Source organism: Lysinibacillus sp. FJAT-14222 (assembly GCF_001278875.1).
Taxonomy (GTDB): Bacteria; Bacillota; Bacilli; order Bacillales_A; family Planococcaceae; genus Lysinibacillus; species Lysinibacillus agricola.
The window spans coordinates 183,283-203,007 of the sequence record NZ_LIYL01000021.1; the positions used below are offsets into that span (position 1 = coordinate 183,283).

17 protein-coding genes are annotated in these 19,725 nt (G+C 39.0%); all 17 read left to right on the forward strand.

Annotated features, from left to right (window positions below):
- Position 1: 1 nt before the first annotated feature.
- The 17 genes from AN161_RS10445 to mutL all read left to right on the forward strand — a co-directional run bounded on the left by AN161_RS10445 (position 2) and on the right by mutL (position 19,554).
- Entirely contained in the window at positions 2-730 is a 729-nt protein-coding gene (locus AN161_RS10445; RefSeq protein WP_053594288.1) for a lantibiotic immunity ABC transporter MutE/EpiE family permease subunit, read from the forward strand.
- A 3-nt stretch (positions 731-733) separates the two neighbouring features.
- Positions 734-1,489, forward strand: a complete 756-nt coding sequence (locus AN161_RS10450; RefSeq protein ID WP_053594289.1) for a lantibiotic immunity ABC transporter MutG family permease subunit — start codon at positions 734-736, stop codon at positions 1,487-1,489.
- Between the two features lie 28 nt (positions 1,490-1,517).
- Positions 1,518-2,180 carry a response regulator transcription factor gene (locus AN161_RS10455; protein ID WP_053594290.1) on the forward strand — a complete coding sequence of 221 codons (663 nt, stop codon included), beginning with the start codon at positions 1,518-1,520 and terminating at the stop codon, positions 2,178-2,180.
- Positions 2,168-3,592 (forward strand): HAMP domain-containing sensor histidine kinase, encoded by a 1,425-nt coding sequence (locus tag AN161_RS10460; RefSeq protein WP_053594291.1) that lies wholly within the window; start codon positions 2,168-2,170, stop codon positions 3,590-3,592. Before AN161_RS10455 ends, AN161_RS10460 begins: the two co-directional genes overlap by 13 nt.
- 175 nt (positions 3,593-3,767) lie before the next feature.
- Entirely contained in the window at positions 3,768-4,145 is a 378-nt protein-coding gene (locus AN161_RS10465) for an ELKS/Rab6-interacting/CAST family protein (RefSeq protein WP_241774539.1), read from the forward strand.
- Positions 4,146-4,399: 254 nt separating this feature from the next.
- Complete coding sequence (locus tag AN161_RS10470; protein ID WP_053594293.1) at positions 4,400-5,488, forward strand: extracellular solute-binding protein; 1,089 nt, start codon at positions 4,400-4,402, stop codon at positions 5,486-5,488.
- Positions 5,478-6,314 carry an alkaline phosphatase family protein gene (locus AN161_RS10475; protein WP_053594294.1) on the forward strand — a complete coding sequence of 279 codons (837 nt, stop codon included), beginning with the start codon at positions 5,478-5,480 and terminating at the stop codon, positions 6,312-6,314. The genes AN161_RS10470 and AN161_RS10475 overlap by 11 nt, the downstream gene beginning before the upstream one ends.
- A 297-nt stretch (positions 6,315-6,611) precedes the next feature.
- Complete coding sequence (locus AN161_RS10480) at positions 6,612-7,454, forward strand: ABC transporter permease subunit (protein ID WP_198926866.1); 843 nt, start codon at positions 6,612-6,614, stop codon at positions 7,452-7,454.
- Positions 7,454-8,239, forward strand: coding sequence for an ABC transporter permease subunit (locus tag AN161_RS10485; RefSeq protein WP_053594295.1), 786 nt, complete (start codon positions 7,454-7,456; stop codon positions 8,237-8,239). Before AN161_RS10480 ends, AN161_RS10485 begins: the two co-directional genes overlap by 1 nt.
- A complete protein-coding gene (locus tag AN161_RS10490; protein ID WP_053594296.1) occupies positions 8,236-9,237 on the forward strand; it encodes an ABC transporter ATP-binding protein in 1,002 nt (333 codons plus the stop codon). The genes AN161_RS10485 and AN161_RS10490 overlap by 4 nt, the downstream gene beginning before the upstream one ends.
- Positions 9,234-10,019 carry a DeoR/GlpR family DNA-binding transcription regulator gene (locus AN161_RS10495; RefSeq protein ID WP_053594297.1) on the forward strand — a complete coding sequence of 262 codons (786 nt, stop codon included), beginning with the start codon at positions 9,234-9,236 and terminating at the stop codon, positions 10,017-10,019. The genes AN161_RS10490 and AN161_RS10495 overlap by 4 nt, the downstream gene beginning before the upstream one ends.
- Entirely contained in the window at positions 10,016-11,023 is a 1,008-nt protein-coding gene (locus AN161_RS10500) for a histidinol phosphate phosphatase domain-containing protein (protein ID WP_053594298.1), read from the forward strand. The genes AN161_RS10495 and AN161_RS10500 overlap by 4 nt, the downstream gene beginning before the upstream one ends.
- A 717-nt stretch (positions 11,024-11,740) precedes the next feature.
- Positions 11,741-13,285 (forward strand): tRNA (N6-isopentenyl adenosine(37)-C2)-methylthiotransferase MiaB, encoded by a 1,545-nt coding sequence (gene miaB / locus AN161_RS10505; protein WP_053594299.1) that lies wholly within the window; start codon positions 11,741-11,743, stop codon positions 13,283-13,285.
- Positions 13,286-13,723, forward strand: coding sequence for a RicAFT regulatory complex protein RicA family protein (locus AN161_RS10510; protein WP_053594300.1), 438 nt, complete (start codon positions 13,286-13,288; stop codon positions 13,721-13,723). It abuts the gene before it with no gap.
- Between the two features lie 622 nt (positions 13,724-14,345).
- The gene (gene cotE, locus AN161_RS10520) at positions 14,346-14,975 is read left to right on the forward strand and encodes an outer spore coat protein CotE (protein ID WP_241774540.1); all 630 of its coding nucleotides are present in this window, start codon (positions 14,346-14,348) and stop codon (positions 14,973-14,975) included.
- Between the two features lie 128 nt (positions 14,976-15,103).
- Positions 15,104-17,671 (forward strand): DNA mismatch repair protein MutS, encoded by a 2,568-nt coding sequence (gene mutS / locus AN161_RS10525; protein WP_053594302.1) that lies wholly within the window; start codon positions 15,104-15,106, stop codon positions 17,669-17,671.
- Between the two features lie 14 nt (positions 17,672-17,685).
- Positions 17,686-19,554 carry a DNA mismatch repair endonuclease MutL gene (gene mutL / locus AN161_RS10530; protein ID WP_053594303.1) on the forward strand — a complete coding sequence of 623 codons (1,869 nt, stop codon included), beginning with the start codon at positions 17,686-17,688 and terminating at the stop codon, positions 19,552-19,554.
- Positions 19,555-19,725 lie beyond the last annotated feature (171 nt).

Sequence of the window (19,725 nt, forward strand, 5' to 3'; positions counted from 1 at the left end):
CATGATTTCAATTATGAAAGCTGAAAGATTAAAATGGAAAAAGACTTTTATTATTAAATTAGTTTGGCTAGCGCCTATTGTTGCGATATTACTAACTGCAGTATTAATGGGAGGAAAGTTTTTTCAAAGTGGTGCTTATAACTTTTGGTATACAATGCTCCTACCAGGTGCTCTGACGATATGTTGTGCATTAGCTGTGGAAAAAGATGCTAAATTGAAATATCATAGTATTCTCGCAATGCCGATTGATCTGAAGAAGATTTGGTTTGGCAAAATACTAGCATGTAGTGCCTGGTTGTTAGTAACTACGCTTATTTTCTTTGTAAGTATAACTGCTAGTGGAATACTTTTTGGCACTAGCTATTCTTTAACAAGTAGTCTTACAGGTAGTTCGTTAATTTTCTTAACGCTATTATGGCAAATTCCATTTTGTCTATTTCTTGCGACAAAATTAGGCACTTATATGGCTATTTTAATTAATTTAGTTGGCAATATTTTTGGCGTGGTTGCATTTGCTGATGGAGAGTTTTGGTATAGCGTACCTTATGCCATTACAGCAAGATTAATTTGTCCAACACTAGGGATATTACCAAATGGTCTGCTAGTGCCTGAAGGAAGTCCATTATTGAGTATGTCGGTTATAGTTCCGGGCTTACTGATTGCTTTAGCTTGGTTTGCGTTAATTAGCTACTTTACTGCACGTTGGTTTCAGAAAAGAGAGGCGAAATAGTATATGGTAATGTTAAGATTACTGAGAGCAGAGTTTCTTAAAACAAAAAGAACGCCATTTTTACTAATTCATCTCTTTGTACCTATTATTATTTCTGGTCTGTTTTTAGCATACTACACATATTCGCCATGGGATTTCAATGGGAAAGTATCAACCTATTTTCAGGCTCTCGCGTGTGGATTTCCGATTATAATTGGAGTAGTTTGTTCAATGATGTCGGAGCAAGAAGCTACTGCATGCCATTTTCAGGAGATGCTAACAGCTTCTAAAACAAAAATATTGGCCTTTTTAAGCAAGTTGCTACTGTTATTGTTATTTAGTTTTGGAGCAATATTACTGTCCATCGGTATTTTTAGTTTTGGTTTTATTGAACTTTTACATGAGGATACTTTTAGTTTTCAATTTTATGTAATAGCTGGATGCATTCTATTTGTAAGCTTTGCATTTTTATATATTTTACATTTTTTTGTTAGTCTTCATTTTGGTAAAGGCGCCTCCATAGGATTAGGTATTGTGGGATCACTATTAGTAGCCTTACTACTCACTGGATTAGGTGAAGGTATTTGGTCATTTATACCTTATGGTTGGGGCGGTCAGTTTGTTTCGTTATGGACAATGAAGGCGTCAGGGCTTGACCTATCAACGGTGGAAATAGGACTACAGGAAGGTATTATTGCTTCCGTTTGCGGAACATTGCTAGCGTTAGTATTATCTTGTTTATGGTTTTGGAAATGGGAAGGAAGAAAGTCTGATAATTAGGGTATGAAGAAATGATGAGGGTAGAAATATGGCAAAAATATTAGTAGTAGATGATGAAAGAGACATTTTAGTATTAATAAAAAATGCATTACTAAAAGATGAACATTTAGTAACGGCAGTCTCTGATGCAACAGAAGTAAGTAAAATGGATCTTGGTGCCTTCGATTTAATTTTACTGGATGTGATGATGCCCGAAATTGATGGATTTACTCTATGTGGCCAAATACGTCATGCTGTTGATTGTCCAATCCTTTTTTTAACGGCTAAATCATTGGAGGAGGATCTAATGTATGGTCTAGGTCTTGGTGCTGATGATTATATTATCAAGCCGTTTGGAATTGGGGGGCTACGTGCAAGAGTGAATGCGCATTTGAGACGCGAAAAAAGAGAAAGACGTAGCATTCTTTTTGTAGATAATGTTCACTTCAATCTATCAGGTAAAGAGCTGTTTGTAAATGAAGTGAAGGTAATGCTGACAAAAAGCGAATATGAAATATGCGAATTTCTAGCTCGAAATCGAGGACAGGTATTTTCTAAAGAAAAGATTTATGAAACTATTTTTGGATTTGATGGGAAGAGTGACAGTACAGCTATTACTGAGCATATTAAAAATATTCGTTCAAAGCTACATGCCTTTGAGATTGACGTCATTGACACTGTTTGGGGGATTGGATACAAATGGAGACAATGAAGCCCAATAAAGGAACACGCCTTCATACTTTTTTTCTTCGATATCTCCTTTTCCTAAGTTTAGGCACCATTCTGTTAGTAGTGTTGCTGATCGGTTTAACGATGTTTGCCTTTTCTACCAACATCGTATTACCAGCAAATTATGCAGAAACTCAAATTTCATTATCAAGAGATCGTATTGCGTCTAGTAGTACGGTTACAGCTGATATGATCCCAGACCTTGTTGATTACGCAGTCTTTTCTAAAGAAGGTAAACTTCTTGCAGGAAATCTTTCAGAGAAGGAAGCCTATAAAGCTTGGAATGCAATGAAAAAAGAGCAAACTCAAGGTATCTCCCAATTTTACTCGTTTATAGAGCGAGAAAATGAGATTTGTATATTACGGTATTATATATTGCCACAGTATCGTTCGGCTAATATGAGGGAATATTTACCAAATCCACAACTGTTAGATGTTCTATTATTTATTATAGGAATAATAACGCTAGTAACTGTCCTTGCGATCCATTTTGGAAGAAAGCTTAAGAAAAAAATGTTTGGTTTGCAGGAAGCGATTGAAAAAATACAAAATCAAAATTTAGATTTTACGATAAGCCCTTCAGGAATTCGTGAAATAGATGAAATATCCATTTCTCTTGAGCATATGAGAGAGGCTTTAAATAGCTCCTTAAAACAACAATGGGAATCAGAACAGACCCGTAGAGAACAAATTTCTGCTCTTGCCCATGATCTGAAAACACCTCTTACAATTATTCGAGGGAATGCAGAGCTTTTACAGGATACTGTTCAAGATGACATTCAAAAAGAATATAATAACTATATTTTGAAAAATACAATCGAAATAGAAAAATTCACGAAAGAGCTAATTGATTTATCGAAAATGGAGAAAAATATCGTTCGTGAAAAAACAAATGTTAAAGCGGATGCATTTATGACAGAAGTAGAGAATCAAATGAGAGCTCTTTCGTTGGAAAAAAGGCTACAAGTGGATGTAAAGAAGGAAATGATTCCTGCATTTATGTTTATCGATGAAGAACAGTTCTATCGAGCGATTTTAAATGTTATTGCCAATGCTGTGGAGCATACACCTGAAAATGGTAAGGCGACATTCACTGTGCAAGGCGCTGCTGATTTTATCCAATTTATCGTTACTGATAGCGGCTGTGGATTCTCTCCGAGAGATTTAAATGAGGCTACCAAACAATTTTATCGCGGAGATCCAAGTAGGAATGCAGGAAATCACCATGGCATGGGACTTTATATTGCTCAATCAATTGTTCAGAGTCATAGTGGCACACTGCTAATTGGCAATGATTTAACAACTAGTGGAGGAAAAGTGACCATTACAATCCCAATCAAAGAAGCGCACAGCCAGAACGGAAATCAACCCCACGCTATGATGACGAGCCTTTAACTAATAAAAATGGTTGGCTAACACACCTGGATAAAATATCTTGAGAAAAGAATGATTTTGGCAAATTTGCTAATATCATTCTTTTTTTGTTTTGGTAGAAAGGGAAAAAATGGGGAGCGTGTTCGGGCAATAGTATTGTAAAAAATGCTACAATAAAAGAAAAAAAGAAGAGGCGATGCACGTGGATAACGTCATTGATTTTATTGCAAAGAAAAAAGAACGCGAAGAAAGACAGCGGGCTCAGGATTTAGAGAGGTACGTTGCGACGCAATGTAATTTTCATCAACCAGAAAATATTGATGCACTTGTTGATGGAAAAATAATTGAGGTCAAAGACCATACGTTGTTTTTAGGTTTTCTCTCGATATTAAAAGATGAACAAATTGAGCCACTTGATATTTTTCAAGATGTTTTTACATTAGAGCCTGCTCGTTTTGAGATGTCCTACAATATGAGATGGTGGTCAGTTGTACAGCTTGCATTTACATTTTTAACAATTTTAAAGGAAAACGAGCCGCATACATATGCAGATTTTCTTGGTTTATCAGATTAATCTAGAGTGTGTGCACGTCTTGGGAAGATACATAAACGTGCGCATACAAACTAGATTCCCTCTTATCCCCACTCAAACAAATAATCATCTTTACAATTCCCCCTTAAATCAATAATTGTTCATAGATTTTCATAATTCCTTCATAATTTTTACTGAATATTTTAACGTCCTCCATACTTGCTTAATGTTTGTTTTCTAACATAACTGTTGTAAGGCAAATGAAAACAAACATAAACAAATGGAGGTTCCAACTCATGACAATTCAAAAGTTGTGGAAGAAAGGTCTAATCGGTGCATTAGCAATTTCAATGTTAGCAGCTTGTTCTGACAATTCATCTAGTTCCAATGAGGTAAAGAGTGATTTGACGCTTGAAGAGATTACGAAAAAAGCAAAAGAAGAAGGAACTGTAAATTCTGTCGGTATGCCAGATACGTGGGCTAACTGGGTGGAGACTTGGGATGAGCTTGGTACTGAATATAGCCTTAAGCATAAGGATTCAGATATGTCGAGTGCTGAGGAGTTAGCAAAGTTTGAAGCAGAAAAGGATGACGCAACTGCGGATATTGGTGACGTAGGAATTGCCTTTGGTCCGATTGCCAAGGACAAGGATTTAACATTACCGTACAAAACATCTTATTGGGATGAGATTCCTGACTGGGCAAAGGATGAAGAAGGACATTGGATCGTCGGTTACACGGGAACCATTTCATTTTTAACCGATAAAAACAACGTCAAAAACGCTCCAACTTCTTGGGAGGACCTTAAAAATGGAGATTACACTGTCAGCATTGGTGATGCTTTAACAGCGAACCAAGCACAGTTTGCTATTTTAGCAGCTGCTATGGCATTTGGCGGCGATGAATCGAATATTCAACCAGGGATTGACTTTTTCGCAGACTTAGCAAAGCAAGGCCGTTTACAAGGTGATCCATCTGTTGCGAATTTAGAAAAAGGAGAAATTGACGTTGCCATCTTATGGGATTTTAATGCGCTTGGCTATCGTCATCAAATTGATGAGAAACGTTTTGATGTGGTCATTCCATCAGAAGGTTCTGTAACATCAGGCTATGCAACGATCATTAATAAATACGCCAAAAATCCTCATGCAGCAATGCTTGCTCGTGAATACATTTTATCTGATGCAGGTCAAGAAAATTTAGCGAAGGGTTATGCTCGCCCAATTCGCGACAAGGTTCAATTGTCTCAAGAGGTTGAGGAGCTATTATTACCTGCAGAAATGTACAAAAATGCACAGCCAGTAAAAGACCAAAAGAAATGGGAAGAAACTACAAAACAAATTCCACAACTATATCAGGAGCAGGTATTAATTCATGCAAAATAATAAAGTTGTGTTAATTGTCGTAGATGCTCTTCGTTTTGATACAGCCTGTACCCATATGGGATTTATGCACCATTTAGTTGAACGCAAGATTGCAGCACGCTACAAAGTTTGTTCGGAGGTCCCGGCATTATCAAGACCTTTATATGAAACGATTTTAACGGGGACACCACCCATTGTACATGGGGTAACGAGCAATATGACAGTACGTTTATCCACGCAAAATAGTCTATTTCATTTAGCGAAGGAAAACGGTCTGTCCACAGCGGCAGCTGCCTATTATTGGGTCAGTGAGCTATACAATCGTGCACCATTTGTGCATATGGAGGACAGGCTACAATTAGATACTCAATTGCCGATTGAGAATGGCCTATTCTACTTTGAGGATCACTACCCAGACAGTCATTTATTTGCTGAAGCTGCATGGCTAATGGATCAAAAGCAACCAGATTTCTTGTATATTCATCCGATGAATGTAGATGATGATGGTCATAAATTTACAGCAGACTCAGCACAATATCGAAATCGTGTTTTAGCAGTTGATGCATTATTATCTTTATTTATTCCAAAATGTCTTGCACAGGGCTATGAAGTTATCGTGACGGCTGATCATGGGATGACGAGTGATGGTAATCATGGAGGCACGACAGCTGAGGATCGTCATGTACCAATGTTTGTTATTTCGAATCAAGTTAAAGTAGGCATTAAGGATGAGATTGTATCACAGCTACAAATTGCTCCGCTGTGCTGTCATTTATTGAATATCGAACCCTCTGATGAAATGGTTCCGCTGTTATTAGAGGGAATGCATTCATTAAACAAGGTTTAATTATTATTATTAATCCGGCGTGTTAGGGAAGCTTCCAGCAGGGAAATTAAGTAGCCTGTATTAAACAGGTTCTCTAATTGGCTCATCACTAAAAGTTGGGATGACATTTTTAAAATATAAGCAATGTATTAGTTGATTGGAGTGGAGGCAGGGCGACTCCTTGGGGATTAGCGTCACAGATGAGACCCTGGAGCGAGCAACGCGAGCCGGAACGGAAATCAACCCCACATTATGGTGATGAGCCTTCTAATTAATAAAAATGATTAATCTAAATGGCTCTATTAACTATAGAAAGAAGTGATTGTTTTGATTTCGAAGCGGCAAACAGTTGCCTGGCTTTCTCCTTTTCTAGTACTTGTCCTGTTATTTTTCTTAGTACCGTTACTGTATATGCTAATCACAAGCTTTCAAAATAGTGATGGATTTACACTTGCACAATATCAATCTGTACTAACGAATGATTACATTTTACAAGGCTTTAAAAATAGTATTACACTGTCTGTTATTTCAGCAGTCATTGCCTTAATCGTTACCTTATTCTCAGTATATGCGATTATGAGATTTTCTCAGCCAGTGCGCGAGAAAATTTTAATACTGACAAACTTAACGTCAAATTTCTCAGGTATTCCGTTAGCTTTTGCCTTTATCGTATTACTTGGCAATAGTGGGCTCTTTACATTGTTATTCGATAAATGGGGTATCAGCGCTTTATCATCATTTTCTCTTTATAGCTGGGGTGGCTTGTTACTGATTTATATTTATTTTCAGCTGCCGTTAGCCTTAATGCTTTTATACCCAATTTATGATGGAATTCAGCAACAATGGAAAGAGGCAGCGGCCCTGCTCGGAGCTTCTACATGGCAGTTTTGGATGAAGATTGGGATCCCTATTATGCTTCCTGGGATAGTTGGAACATTTAGCGTATTGTTTGCCAATGCAATGGGAGCGTATGCCTCAGCCTATGCGTTAACGAGCAGTAATTACAATCTAGTGGCCATTCGTATTGGCTCTCTTATTAAGGGAGATATTTTTGCCCAGCCAGAGTTGGCAAGTGCTATTGCTGTAATACTAGCAGTAACGATGGTGACGGCCATGCTGTTAAGCGAATGGAGCATTTCAAAAACAAGGAGGAAGTTATAGTGAAAAAAAGAGGCTTTGCTGATTTATTTTTCCTCCTGTTAGTGGTGTATTTAGTGTTGCCAGTTATTGCAACAATGCTTTATGCCTTTGCATCGAATTGGAATAAGACCATTTTGCCAGAAGGATTAACATTTAAATGGCTTGCTACATTATTTCAGGATGCAGAATTTATTCAGGCTTTTGGACGTTCTGTTTTATTGTCGAGTGGGGCTGTAATGATCGCATTGCTCGTTATCGTACCGGCCATTTTCGTAATCGTGTTGTATTTTCCAAAATATGAAAAATGGATTCAGATGGCAGTTGTTATGGTGTATTCATTTCCAGGAATTATTTTAGCAGTCGGGCTCATTCGTGTTTATAGCAAATTTGGTGTGCCGATGATTTTAGTCGTTTTAGGGGCCTATGTCGTCGGTATCCTACCATACATTTACCAAGGGACACGCAATAGTTTGCGGAATGTAGATGCACGACAGTTATTAGATGCAGCACAATTACTTGGAGCATCTAAATTGCAGGCATTTACAAAAATATTGTTACCTACTGTTTATCCAGGCTTATTTGCAGGTGCGTTATTATCGTTTTCCGTGCTTTTTGGAGAGTTTGTACTGATTAATCTTGTAGTCGGTTCTCGCTTTGAAACGGTGCAAATTTATTTAATGAAAAAGCTTAGTACAAGTGGACATATTGCCAGTGCAGTTGTCTTCATTTACATCGTTCTTATGGGCTTATTAACGTTCGTTATTGCAAGATTAACGAAACAATCGAAAGGTGCTACAAATCTATGAGTTATATTGTGATTGAAGGACTTCATAAAAAATATGGATTAACGACGGTTTTATCAAATATAGATATGAAGATTGAAAAAGGTGAATTTATAACTCTTCTAGGTCCGAGTGGCTGTGGTAAGAGTACCATTTTACGTATTGTAGCAGGCTTAACAGATGCATCTGCAGGAAAAATTATCATTGAAGGTAAGGATATGATGGGTGTTCAACCTAAGGATCGTCAAGTTGGCATGGTGTTTCAATCATATGCACTATTCCCAAATATGACGGTGAAAGAAAATGTAGCCTTTGGTTTACGCATGCAAAAAGTAAATCCTGCTGAAGTTGACCAACGTGTTCAAGAAATGCTTGCGCTTGTCCATTTATCTGAAAAAGTAAACGCATATCCGAAAGAATTGTCTGGTGGCCAGCAGCAGCGTGTTGCCCTTGCTCGTGCTTTAATTGTACGGCCAAAGGTGTTGCTGTTAGATGAGCCGCTTAGTGCGCTAGATGCCCAAATTCGTAAGAAACTACAAGCAGACTTACGAGCCATCCAAAAAAAGCTAGGTATAACGATGATTTTAGTAACACATGACCAAGAGGAAGCGATGGCCGTTTCTGACAGAATATTTGTCATGAATAATGGGATGATTGCACAAAGTGGAACACCTACTGCGATTTATACAAGTCCTGAAAATGAATTCATTGCTAATTTTATCGGTCATTACAATGTCTTTACGCGCCGAGCTCTAGAGAAAATGATTGGCGAGACATTGCCAAAAGAATACTCAAAGTTCGCGATTCGACCAGAAGCTATTCATCTCGATCAGAGACAGGGGGATGTTTGTATTACTGGAGAGGCGAAGCAGTCACTAATGAGCGGTAATGTTATTCGAACAACGTTAGAGGGAGAAGGTCTCTTTACGATGGAGCAGCTACACCAACGAGGGCATTCGTTTGAGCTGGGTAAGAAATATAAGTGTTATGTAGCGAAAGAAGATGTGATTGCATTATCATGACCTATTCAAAAATTGAACGTTTCGAATTTATTTTAAATCAGTTAGAGGTTGATGGGAAAATTGTTGTTGCCCATATTGCGGAAGAGTTACAAGTGGCACCAGAAACGATTCGTAGAGATTTTGATGAGCTAGAACAACAGCATTTATTAACGAGAGTACACGGAGGTGCTGTAAAGTATACGCACGTTAGAAATGAACCCGTGTTTTTGCGTAAGCTTCAAATGCAAAAAGACGCGAAACGCAATATAGCTCGTTTAGCAGCAAGACGTATATGTGATGGGGATACAATTGCCGTTGATACAGGTACAACGACCGTACACATTGCAGATTTTTTACTGGCAGTTGATGATATAACTGTCGTAACCAATTCCATCGCTGCAGCTGTACAATTTAATTTGGCTATTGAAGAGCGGAGAATGACGGGGAAGGTCATTTTACTTGGAGGAACAACAAATCCAAAGCAATCTTCAGTAGCAGGAGCTATGACATTAGAAGTGTTAAATAATATGAATTTTGATAAAGCATTTATATCATGCGGCGGTATTAGCGAATGTATCGTTTACGATTACGATTTGGATGAATCGTTAATTTCTAAAAAAATGCTTGACCATAGTAAAATGAACTTTTTACTAGCGGATGCATCTAAAATAAATGGGAAGTCCTTTTATCAAATTTGTCACATAGAGGAGTGCTCAGAAATTCTTTGTGATATAGCTTGTCCATCGGAGTGGCAAGCATATGAGGAAAAGTGGACGGTATGTAATGGAGGGAAAAGCGGATGATTGATTATCATGTACATTTAGAGGAGGGCCCATATTCATTTCGTTGGCTAGAGCGTACTTCTCAGGCAATTAGATTTTTTAATGAAGATGAAGTGACAGCAAAAGGTTCTAAAGCATTTGTGGAGTTGCAAATGCAGCAGTTGTCAAAGCGGTTACAAAGTGGCTGTTATAGTGAAGAATGGTTAGACTTATATCTACAACAGGCTAAACAGCTTGGTTTGCGCGAGGTTGGCATTGTCGACCATCTATATCGTTTTAAGGAGACGCGAGCATATTTTGAGCGTTATATGCAGTTGGATGACAATGAAGTAGGTAAAGTGCAGCGTTACTGGCTTGATCGTGTGATGACGGAAAGCATCGATGATTTTGTGTCAGCCATTAATCGAGCAAAGGAAAAGTGGAGTCGTCATGGTATTTCCTTAAAGCTTGGTATCGAGGCCGATTATTTTGTCGGTGGTGAGGAAGAATTAACTTCATTATTAGAAGGATATCCATGGGATTATGTCATCGGATCCGTCCATTTTGTGGATGGCTGGGGCTTTGATAACCCTCAAACACAGTACATATTTGAGGACATGGACAATGCTACTTTACAACAAAACTATGCACGATTTTTTGCTACAGTTGAAAAAATGATCCTCTCCAATATGTTTGATTTTGTGGCACATTTGGACAACTTTAAAGTATTTGACTATCAAGTGAAGAATACGGCTTTTCTTGACTCTTGGTATGAAAGAATTGCAAAAGCACTTGTGGCAACACAAACTGCCACTGAAATAAATGCTGGCTTATACTATCGCTATCCAGTAAAGGAAATGTGCCCCGGACCTCGTTTCTTACAAATATTAATTGATCATAGTGTAGCCTTTACAGTTTCCTCAGATGCGCATTTCCCAGACGATTTAGGCAAACACACCTTTGCCAATACAGATTTACTAAAAAGCTATGGCCTTCAATCAATTGTTGGGTTTGATCAACGCAAAAAACAATATATAGAATTATAATAAATGTCGCCGTTGATGGATATCTTCGGTGATTTTTTTATCTGGAAGAGGGCGATGAATAGGCTCGGCGAAGTGGCGGAGGGAATCTACGACGAAGCGACCGATGGAACCGCCAAAGTAACGGATAGAATCGTCAAAGTCGTGGATAGAATTTAAAGCGATGGATAGAATCGTCAAAGTCGTGGATAGAACCATCAAAGTGGATAGCCCTGGCAAAGCGACGGAAAGAACGGTCGAAGTGACGGAAAGAATTCGAAGCGCCGGATAGAACTGTCGAAGTGATGGAAAGAACAGGCAAAGCGACGGAAAGAAACGTCAAAGTGACGGAAAGAATTCAAAGCGACGGAAAGAATCGTCGAAGTGATGGAAAGAACAGGCAAAGCGACGGAAAGAAACGTCAAAGTGACGGAAAGAATTCAAAGCGACGGAAAGAACTGTCGAAGTGACGGAAAGAACAGGCAAAGCGACGGAAAGAAACGTCAAAGTGACGGAAAGAATTCAAAGCGCCGGAAAGAACTGTCATAACGACGGAAAGTCCCCCGAAACTAACAGACACGCCCCTCAACCTGACGAATAAATTCATCTAGCTAAGAGTAATTAAGTCTAAACCACGACATTTAGTACGCAAACCTTGTAGGTTATAGCAATTATTCAGTATAATAGTAAAATGGGAATTCAAATGTATGGAATTCGTTTGAAAGGAGTTACCTGATTGCGATGAATGAAGAACAACGCTTAGCTAATCAACAAGTCAATCAACCAAAAAAAGAAGACAAGCCTGAAAAGGATTATAGTAAATATTTTGAAACGGTCTTTACGGCACCTTCATTAAAAGATGCTAAAAAACGTGGGAAAGAGGAAGTTAAGTACCATAAGGACTTTAACATTGCAGAAGAGTTTGCAGGTATGGGCACAGGACGTACATTTTATATTCGTACCTACGGCTGCCAAATGAATGAGCATGATACAGAAGTAATGGCTGGGATTTTTATGCAGCTTGGTTATACACCTACAGATGTTATTGATGAAGCTGACGTCGTGCTACTGAATACGTGTGCTATCCGTGAAAATGCAGAAAACAAAGTATTTGGAGAACTTGGCTTCCTGCTGAAATATAAACGTAAAAATCCAGAAATGCTGATCGGAGTTTGTGGCTGTATGTCACAGGAAGAATCCGTTGTAAATAAAATTTTAAGAAGTTATCCACATGTCGATATGGTGTTTGGTACACATAATATTCACCGTTTACCGAACATTTTAAAAGAAGCATATATGTCTAAGGAAATGGTCATTGAGGTTTGGTCTAAAGAAGGCGATGTTCTTGAGAATCTGCCGAAAAAACGTCTTGGCTCCATCAAAGCTTGGGTAAATATTATGTACGGCTGTGATAAATTCTGTACGTATTGTATTGTACCTTATACGCGTGGTAAGGAGCGTAGTCGCCGTCCAGAGGAAATTATTGCTGAAGTTCGTGAACTAGCGGCTGCGGGCTATAAAGAAATTATGCTGCTGGGGCAAAATGTCAACGCTTACGGTAAGGATTTTGAGGATATTGAATATCGACTTGGTGATTTAATGGATGAATTACGAAAAATTGATATTCCGCGCATTCGTTTTACAACGAGTCATCCACGTGACTTCGATGATCATTTAATCGAAGTTCTTGCACAACGTGGTAACTTAGTTGAACATATTCATTTACCAGTACAATCTGGTTCAAATGATGTGCTAAAAATTATGGCGCGTAAATATACACGCGAGCATTTCCTTGGATTAGTAGCGAAAATTAAAGCGGCTATTCCAGAAGTAACACTAACGACAGATATTATCGTAGGTTATCCTAACGAAACAGAAGAACAATTTGAGGAGACCTTATCCTTGTACCGTGAAGTAGGCTTTGAAATGGCCTTTACTTATATTTATTCTCCTCGTGAAGGTACACCTGCTGCCAAAATGGTGGATAATGTACCTGAAGAAGTGAAAAAAGAACGTCTTCACCGATTAAATGAGGTTGTAGGAGAATACTCTCGCAAAGCATTAGAGGGATTGAAAGGTGAAATAGTAGAAGTATTAGTCGAAGGTACAAGTAAAAAACGCGAAGATGTGTTAGCTGGCTATACGCGTAAAAATCGTCTTGTAAACTTTAAGGCGCCAGCAGATCTAACTGGTCAATTAGTGAATGTGAAAATAGTTGAGGCTTCTTCGTATTCACTAAGTGGCGAATTCGTAGAAGTAGTAAAAAATGAAAAGGTGGAAGCGTAAATGACACAAGTATTGTATACAAAAGATGATTTAATCAAGAAGTCACACGAAATTGCGCATATGATTGCCAATACGCCAGAAGTTGAATTTTTCAAAAAGGCAGAAGCACAAATTAATGAAAACCAACAAGTACGTGAGCGTATTGCAAGTCTAAAGAGCTTACAAAAGCAAGCTGTTAACTTCCAGCACTTAGGAAAAGAAAAAGCGCTGAAATTGATTGAAGATAAAATCGCTAAAATCGAAGAAGAAATCAATACAATCCCAGTGGTACAACAATTTAAAGAATCTCAAGGGGATGTAAATGATTTGTTGCAATTAGTTTCGAATACAATTGCTAACAATGTTACAAATGAGATTGTTCGTTCAACGGGTGGCGATTTGCTACGTGGAGAAACTGGCTCACAAGTAGAAAATACAAAACCAGGTAGCTGCTCATAAAAATAATAGAAGGAAAAGCTCGAATGAATGATTTCATTCGGGCTTTTCCTATTGTTGAAAACTATTGTGTCAATGAAATTAAGATGCCCTATTAAATAAAGTATGGCTCTTCGGCAAAACGGGGGGTGATTTCCGTTCCGACTGGGCGCTTCGTTGCTGTCGCTTCGCTTTCGCACAGAGCAATGCTTCCTGGGGGCGTCGGGGCAACAAATGTTTTCTGTGCGAAAGCGCAGTGCAACGTAGCGGCAGTGGCAGGATGTTGCGCGAAGGGAAAGCGTCAGNTTTTTGCGCGAAAGCGAAGCGTCAGCGGCAGGATGTTTTTTTGCGCGAAAGCGAAGCGTCAGCGGCAGGATGTTTTTTGCGCGAAAGCGAAGCGTCAGCGACAAGATGTTGGTCACGAAGGCGTTATCACAGGACGTGATGCTTTTAGCCTTCGTTCCCCTACCCGCTGCGCTCCAAGGTCTCATCTGTGACGCTAATCCCCAAAGAGTCGTCAAACCTCCACTTCACATATCATGTCTCTTTTGGCATGTCACTTTAATATATGAAAAAAGAATTTTATCAGCAATTCGATTCTATAAAATATATGTTCACCCAATAGGCGTTACCTGCATATGATGGAGTGAAAAGAGTCGAAGGAGGAATTGCGCTGAAACGTTTACGACAAATCGTGACGAGAGCAGTAGTTGCCAAAGGGAAGAAGAGAACGGAAGAACGTGTAACATTAAGTCCATCAAATAAGCCGACGAGTATTCTCGGTTGCTGGGTCATCAATCATACTTGCTCCGCAAAAAAAGTCGGTAAATTTGTAGAGGTATCAGGTAAATTTGATGTCAATGTATGGTATGCCTATAGTAATCATTCGAAAACAGCAGTGTTTTCTGAAACGGTTCACTATAAAGACAAAGTGAAGCTTTCTTTTAGAGAAGGCGAAGTGAGTGTTGGTGATGATGTTCGTGTACGTGTCATTCAAGAGCCAAACTGCATAGAGGCAATCATCTCTCCATGTGGTACGAAATTTGAAATCGTTGTAGAACGCGAAGTCATTGTAGAGGTAATGGGAGAAACGACGATTTGTATTAGTGTACATCCACTAGATTTAGAAGAAGAATGGAACTTTGATGAGGAGAGCTCATCCTCGTCTTCATCTAGCTCAAGTTCCAGCTCTTCGTCTAGTTCTTCGTCCAGCTCTAGTGGAGAAGGCAGGTATGTTTTAGAGTCCTCATCGTTTCCTGGTGAAAGACCAAGATAATACTAAAAGCCATATTTCTTTCATACATGCGAAACGCTAGCATCTTAAAAAAGGTGAATTAAGCGTTTCGCATGTATCTTTTGTTATAATAAAAATATCTATATGATTAGAGCGAGGGAATTTTGAAAATGACAACTTATACACCAATGATGCAACAGTATTTGCAGGTAAAGGAAGATTACAAGGATGCCTTTTTATTTTTTAGATTAGGCGATTTTTACGAGATGTTTTTTGAGGATGCTATTAATGCCTCTCAACTTTTAGAAATTACATTAACGAGCCGAGATGCTGGTGCAAAAGAGCGTATCCCAATGTGTGGTGTTCCACATCATTCGGCAAAAAATTATATTGAAACACTTGTGCAAAAGGGCTATAAGGTTGCTGTTTGTGAGCAAACAGAAGATCCAAAGCAAGCAAAGGGTGTAGTGAGGCGTGAAGTTGTACAGCTTATTACACCGGGTACGATCATGGAAGGTAAGTCGCTTGATGGTAAAACCAATCATTTTATTGGTTCTGCGGAGCAATTCGACGATACGACATTTGGCTACGCTTATTTAGACTTATCTACAGGTGAAGCAGTAGCCTCCTCTATTGAGGGCGACGGTAAAGCACTTTTATTGCAAATGCAGGCATATGGTATTCGTGAATTAATTGTAACGGAAAGTTTGCAACTTCTATTAGCAGAGCATGCAGTAAACGCAGGTATCGTCCTTTCTATTGAAACAGGTGAAATGACATTGGATAAAGCTGCACATTATTTAGATGCGGTGCCAAATGATTTACAGATTGCTTGCCTTCGTTTGCTGGCTTATATCGATAAAACACAAATGCGTTCTTTATCACATATTCAAGCATTTACTTACAATGAAATGAAAAATTATTTACGTATTGACTCTAGCTCAAAGCGTAATTTAGAGCTTATTCAATCTATTCGCGGTGGCGATCAAAAGGGCACACTTTTATGGTTGTTAGATGACACAGTGACAGCAATGGGGGGACGGAAGTTAAAGCAATGGTTACACCAACCTCTTGCTTCACGTTCTGCCATTGAAGAAAGACTAGCAACTGTCACTGATCTATTAGAGGAGTATTTTGTAAGAACGGAGCTTCAAGCCTCTTTAAAACAAGTATATGATTTAGAGCGTTTAGCTGGGCGTGTAGCTTTTGGTAATGTTGGTGGACGTGATTTAGCGCAGCTACGTGATTCATTACGTCAAGTACCTGCCATTCAGCAACAATTACTTGGTGCCAATAAAGAAACATTGCAAAAGCTTGGCGCTGCGCTTGATACGTGTGCGGATGTAGAGGCACTATTAGCTCGTGCTATTACAGACAATCCGCCAATTACGATTAAAGAGGGTGACGTCATTCGAGATGGCTATGATGAGCGCTTAGATGAACTACGTTATGCTTCTCGTAATGGGAAAGATTGGATTGCGCAGCTCGAGCAAGAGGAACGGATAAAAACAGGCATTAAAAACTTAAAAATCGGCTACAATCGAATTTTCGGTTACTATATTGAAATTACGAAATCTAATATCCATTTAGCTGATTTAACACGTTATGAACGAAAGCAAACTTTAGCAAATGCCGAGCGTTATATTACACAAGAGCTAAAGGAAAAAGAAGCATTAATTTTAAATGCCGAGGAAGAAAGTTTAACGTTAGAGTATAACTTGTTTGTGGAAATACGCGATGAGTTAAAGGCATATATTCCGCGTGTACAAGCGTTAGCGGCAAGCATTAGTGAGTTAGATGTGCTGCTAAGCTTTGCGAGCGTTTCAGAGAAATATCGTTTTACAAAGCCAGAATTTCATGGCGGACGTTCGCTTGAAATTATTGAAGGGCGCCATCCGGTTGTAGAGAAAATGCTCAATAAGCAAATGTATGTACCAAACGATTGTGTACTTGAGGAAAATAACAATATGATGCTTATTACAGGTCCGAATATGTCCGGTAAAAGTACGTATATGCGTCAGGTTGCACTAATTGTTGTCATGGCACAAATGGGTTGTTACGTGCCAGCTGAAAAAGCTAGATTACCAATTACAGATCAGATTTTTACTCGTATCGGTGCAGCGGATGATTTAGCTGCGGGACAATCAACATTTATGGTGGAGATGTTAGAATCTCAGCACGCTATTATGCATGCTACGAAAAATAGTTTGATGTTGTTTGACGAAATTGGTCGTGGGACATCTACTTATGATGGCATGAGTCTTGCTCAGTCCATGATGGAATATATTCATGATAAAATTGGGGCAAATACGCTGTTTTCAACTCATTATCATGAATTAACGGCACTCGAAATGGAGCTTCCTCGACTGCAAAATGTACACGTATCTGCTACTGAAAAAAATGGCACGGTTGTCTTTTTGCATAAGGTGAAAAAGGGAGCTGCCGATAAATCTTACGGTATTCATGTAGCACAGCTTGCACAATTGCCAGAGGAAATTTTAACAAGAGCACGCGTTCTGCTTGAAAACTTTGAGGCTGGAAAGGAAGTAGCCATATCACAGGAGGTAACTGAACAGCCAGTGCAAATGTCACTATTTACGGAGGAAGAACAAGCCTCACCAGCAGAGGCAGAAGTGCTTAAAAACTTAGAAAAAGTAAATATTCTTGGCACTTCACCAATGCAAGCCATGAATATTTTATACGAATTACAGCAGCAGCTAGTAAACGCAAAAAAGTAAAGGAGTGATGCGCTATGGGAAAAATACAAATTATGGACGAGTGGCTGTCCAATAAAATTGCTGCAGGGGAAGTAGTTGAAAGGCCAGCCTCTGTAGTCAAAGAGCTTGTTGAAAATGCCATTGATGCAGGAAGTACGTCCATTGATGTTTTTTTACTAGAAGCGGGCCTCACTTCAATTCAGGTCATTGATAATGGTGGTGGCATGGATGAAGAGGATGCATTAATATCATTCTCTCGCCATGCGACAAGTAAAATCCATCAGGAGCATGATTTATTTCGAATTCGTACACTTGGCTTCCGTGGGGAGGCATTAGCTTCAATTGCATCGGTGTCTAAAATGACACTCATTACATCAAATGGTGAATCGGGTACTTATTTAGAGCTTGAGGGTGGGCATATCGCCACACATAAACCTGGCCCTTTGCGCAAGGGAACAGATATTACAGTGGCGCAGTTATTTTTCAATACACCTGCTCGATTAAAATATATGAAAACAATTCAGACCGAGCTTGGGCATACAATTGATCTGATGAACCGCCTTGCACTTGGAAATCCACAAATTGCGTTTAGATTGCTACATAACGGCCAGCAATTGTTACAAACAAATGGACGAGGTGACGTGCAGCAAGTATTAGCTGCCATTTACGGTGTGCATAATGCCAAGAAAATGGTGTCCTTCCATGGAGAGTCACATGATTATAAGATTTCTGGCTTTGTATCACTACCAGAGGTGACCCGTGCCTCGAAAAACTATATGTCGTTGTTTGTGAATGGTCGCTGGGTGAAGCATTATTTAGTACAAAAAGCGATTGTAGATGCCTATCATACGTATTTGCCAATTGAGCGTTTTCCAATTGTAGCACTCTTTATAGAGGGTGATCCTTATTTAACAGATGTCAATGTGCATCCTGCAAAACATCAAATACGTTTAAGTAAAGAACCAGAGCTTCTTAAACTAATTGAAGGAACAGTACGGGAGCAAATACGCAATGTAATTCGAGTGCCACAAATGGAAAAGAAAGAGAAAGTCGCGAAGTCTGCGACGGAACAGTTAAATATATGGAAGCCGGCACCAAAGCTTGATGTGGAGAAAATGAATGCCATTGTAGAAAAGCTTTATGATGTGCAAACTGTTCAGGAATCGAACACATTAGACCCTATAGTGCCAGAACCCAAGTCCGTCCCTACTGCCATAGAGGACAGTTGGCAACCAACACCAATGATAGAAGTGAACCCTCTTGAAGAAGTGACCCTAGAGGAGGCAATGGAAGTTCTAACGGATGAGCCTATTCAAGAGCCATTCCCTGCGCTTGAAGTAGTAGGGCAAATTCACGGCACATACATTGTTGCACAGATGGAGGATGGATTTTATTTAATCGATCAGCACGCTGCTCAAGAACGTATTAAGTATGAATTTTTCCGTGAAAAGGTCGGTCAGGTGAATCCAAATGAGCGTCAGGCTTTATTGCTTCCATTGACCTTCCATTATGCAGCTGATGAGGCACTTATATTAAGAGAAAATAGGCAGGAGTTAGAAGCTGTTGGCGTATTTTTAGAAGAGTTTGGACAGTCATCATTTGTCGTGAGAGAGCATCCTAGTTGGTTTCCTACAGGGGAAGAACAAGAAATTATTGAGGACCTAATTGAACAGGTGCTAACAACTAAAAAGGCGGATGTCAAAAAATTACGTGAGGCGGCAGCTATTATGATGAGCTGTAAAAAATCGATAAAGGCCAATTATTATTTAACGAAAGAGCAAATGGAAACGTTATTGCAAGATTTACGCAATGCTGATAATCCATTTACATGCCCGCATGGACGTCCAGTACTTATACATTTTACTACTTATGAAGTGGAAAAAATGTTTAAACGGGTAATGTAGTTGGAACGTCTAGAACAACAGCTCAAGAGCAACATGAACAATCCATGCGCATAAAAGGAATTTTATTTTATAGGTAAAGCTTAATACAAATGACATTAGAATTTCTATGCTTAAAGTTATTGCTAGTGTAATCAGGTTAGCATACGCAGTAGAAGTTACACGTATTTTCAA